Raw genomic sequence first — 3,706 nt, 5'->3', positions numbered from 1 at the left:
AGAGGTTCGTCCAACCCGGTCCTCTCGTACTAGGGTCAGATCCTCTCAAACTTCCTACGCGCGCAGCGGATAGGGACCGAACTGTCTCACGACGTTCTAAACCCAGCTCGCGTACCGCTTTAATGGGCGAACAGCCCAACCCTTGGGACCTACTCCAGCCCCAGGATGCGACGAGCCGACATCGAGGTGCCAAACCATGCCGTCGATATGGACTCTTGGGCAAGATCAGCCTGTTATCCCCGAGGTACCTTTTATCCGTTGAGCGACAGCGCTTCCACAAGCCACTGCCGGATCACTAGTCCCGACTTTCGTCCCTGCTCGACCTGTCAGTCTCACAGTCAAGCTCCCTTGTGCACTTACACTCGCCACCTGATTGCCAACCAGGTTGAGGGAACCTTTGGGCGCCTCCGTTACATTTTGGGAGGCAACCGCCCCAGTTAAACTACCCACCAGGCACTGTCCCTGAACCGGATCACGGTCCTAAGTTAGATATCCAGAGTGACCAGAGTGGTATTTCAACAATGACTCCACACTCACTGGCGTGAATGCTTCACCGTCTCCCACCTATCCTACACAAGCCACACCGAACACCAATACCAAGCTGTAGTAAAGGTCACGGGGTCTTTCCGTCCTGCTGCGCGTAACGAGCATCTTTACTCGTAATGCAATTTCGCCGAGTTCGCGGTTGAGACAGTTGGGAAGTCGTTACGCCATTCGTGCAGGTCGGAACTTACCCGACAAGGAATTTCGCTACCTTAGGATGGTTATAGTTACCACCGCCGTTTACTGGGGCTTAAATTCTCAGCTTCGCCTTGCGGCTAACCGGTCCTCTTAACCTTCCAGCACCGGGCAGGCGTCAGTCCGTATACATCGTCTTGCGACTTGGCACGGACCTGTGTTTTTAGTAAACAGTCGCTACCCACTAGTCTCTGCGGCCACCACACCCTTTCGGAGCAAGTCCTAATAAGTGGATGGCCCCCCTTCTCCCGAAGTTACGGGGGCATTTTGCCGAGTTCCTTAACCACGATTCTCTCGATCTCCTTGGTATTCTCTACCTGACCACCTGAGTCGGTTTGGGGTACGGGCGGCTAGAACCTCGCGTCGATGCTTTTCTCGGCAGCATAGGATCACCCACTTTTTATCCGCATCGTGTCTCAGCCTCAATGACTCCCGGATTTGCCTAAGAGTCGGCCTACGCACTTGCACCAGGACTACCATCGCCTGGCTTGGGCTACCTTCCTGCGTCACACCTGTTAATACGCTAGCCGCACCAGCATGGGGTCGAGCGTTCACACACACCCGCCTCACCCCGAAGGGATCGGCTAAAGCGTGAGCTAGGACTCTTAGCACCACTGGATTAGCTTGGGCGGTTCTTCGCCGGTACGGGAATATCAACCCGTTGTCCATCGACTACGCCTGTCGGCCTCGCCTTAGGTCCCGACTTACCCAGGGAAGATTAGCTTGACCCTGGAACCCTTGGTCTTTCGGAGGACGTGTTTCTCACACGTCATTCGCTACTCATGCCTGCATTCTCACTCGTGTAGCGTCCACGGCTGGGTCACCCCGCCGCTTCACTCGCCACACGACGCTCTCCTACCCATCAACACGGCTGGACCACGAAGGCCTACCAAAAATGTCAATGCCACAACTTCGGTGGCGTGCTTGAGCCCCGTTACATTGTCGGCGCGGAATCACTTGACCAGTGAGCTATTACGCACTCTTTCAAGGGTGGCTGCTTCTAAGCCAACCTCCTGGTTGTCAAAGCAACTCCACATCCTTTCCCACTTAGCACGCGCTTAGGGACCTTAGTTGGTGGTCTGGGTTGTTTCCCTCTCGACTATGAAGCTTATCCCCCACAGTCTCACTGCTGCGCTCTCACTTACCGGCATTCGGAGTTTGGCTGACGTCAGTAACCTTGTAGGGCCCATCGGCCATCCAGTAGCTCTACCTCCGGCAAGAAACACGCAACGCTGCACCTAAATGCATTTCGGAGAGAACCAGCTATCACGAAGTTTGATTGGCCTTTCACCCCTACCCACAGCTCATCCCCTCAGTTTTCAACCTAAGTGGGTTCGGTCCTCCACGACGTCTTACCGTCGCTTCAACCTGGCCATGGATAGATCACTTCGCTTCGGGTCTAGGACACGCGACTGAATCGCCCTATTCAGACTCGCTTTCGCTACGGCTACCCCACACGGGTTAACCTCGCCACGTATCGCTAACTCGCAGGCTCATTCTTCAAAAGGCACGCTGTCACCCCTACTAAGGAGGCTCCAACGGTTTGTAAGCAAACGGTTTCAGGTACTATTTCACTCCCCTCCCGGGGTACTTTTCACCTTTCCCTCACGGTACTTGTCCGCTATCGGTCATCTGGGAGTATTTAGGCTTATCAGGTGGTCCTGACAGATTCACACGGGATTTCTCGGGCCCCGTGCTACTTGGGATACTCTTCACGCCAAGAACAGGCATTTCGACTACGGGGTTCGCACCCTCTATGACCGGCCATTCAAAACCGTTCGTCTATACCCTCTTGTCACGTCGACTGCTCGGCAGAACAATCCGAAAAGTCCCACAACCCCCAACATGCAACGCCTGCCGGCTATCACACACGCTAGGTTTAGCCTCTTCCGATTTCGCTCGCCACTACTCACGGAATCGCTGTTGCTTTCTCTTCCTGTGGGTACTGAGATGTTTCACTTCCCCACGTTCCCTCTACCCGCCCTATATATTCAGGCGGGAGTCACCAGGTACGCACGCGCCCTGGCGGGGTTTCCCCATTCGGACACCCTCGGATCAAAACTCGCTTATCAGTTCCCCGAGGCTTATCGCAGATTGCTACGTCCTTCTTCGGCTCCAGATGCCAAGGCATCCACCGTTTGCTCTTAAAGACTTGAAATCACATGAGTTGAATCGTCAAAAAATTGACTAATGATCTTTAAGATCATCTTCACGACACAAACCCGAAGGCTCATGTCGAAGATGCTCGCGTCCACTGTGTAGTTCTCAAAGTACGGGCGGTACCCCTCCCCGACATCACAACCGCGACATCAAGAAAAGGCCCTCGAGGAACAGCCACCAACCACCACCGGTTCAACAACCAGCGCGATCAGCGCCCGGCCCCTCAGGACCCAACAGCGTGCATGTGTCAACAACTCCGAACCAGATCATTCCAATGGCAAGCCACGTACTAAACCCGAGAACCTCGTCCCCGACACCACGTCAAATGTTCCACCCATGAGCTAACCGGCAGACACGAACGGTCTGATCCGGCGCCTGGACACTCACAACCCGAAGGCCATCAGTGCCAGATGCTCCTTAGAAAGGAGGTGATCCAGCCGCACCTTCCGGTACGGCTACCTTGTTACGACTTAGTCCTAATTACCGATCCCACCTTCGACGGCTCCCTCCACAAGGGTTGGGCCACCGGCTTCAGGTGTTACCGACTTTCATGACTTGACGGGCGGTGTGTACAAGACCCGGGAACGTATTCACCGCAGCGTTGCTGATCTGCGATTACTAGCGACTCCGACTTCATGAGGTCGAGTTGCAGACCTCAATCCGAACTGGGACCGGCTTTTTGGGATTCGCTCCACCTCACGGTATTGCAGCCCTTTGTACCGGCCATTGTAGCATGCGTGAAGCCCAAGACATAAGGGGCATGATGATTTGACGTCATCCCCACCTTCCTCCGAGTTGACCCCGGCAG

Annotated in this window: 2 rRNA genes; both read right to left on the bottom strand. The window is 54.9% G+C overall.

What is annotated here, in order from left to right:
• Positions 1-2,896: ribosomal RNA gene (locus AB0411_RS37660) — 23S ribosomal RNA — on the bottom strand; the annotation flags it as partial.
• 423 nt (positions 2,897-3,319) lie between these two features.
• Positions 3,320-3,706: ribosomal RNA gene (locus AB0411_RS37655) — 16S ribosomal RNA — on the bottom strand; the annotation flags it as partial.

Source organism: Streptomyces angustmyceticus (assembly GCF_040701845.1).
Taxonomy (GTDB): Bacteria; Actinomycetota; Actinomycetes; order Streptomycetales; family Streptomycetaceae; genus Streptomyces; species Streptomyces angustmyceticus_A.
The sequence above is the reverse complement of the archived record's forward strand: the minus strand, read 5'-3'. Positions and strand labels throughout refer to the sequence as shown.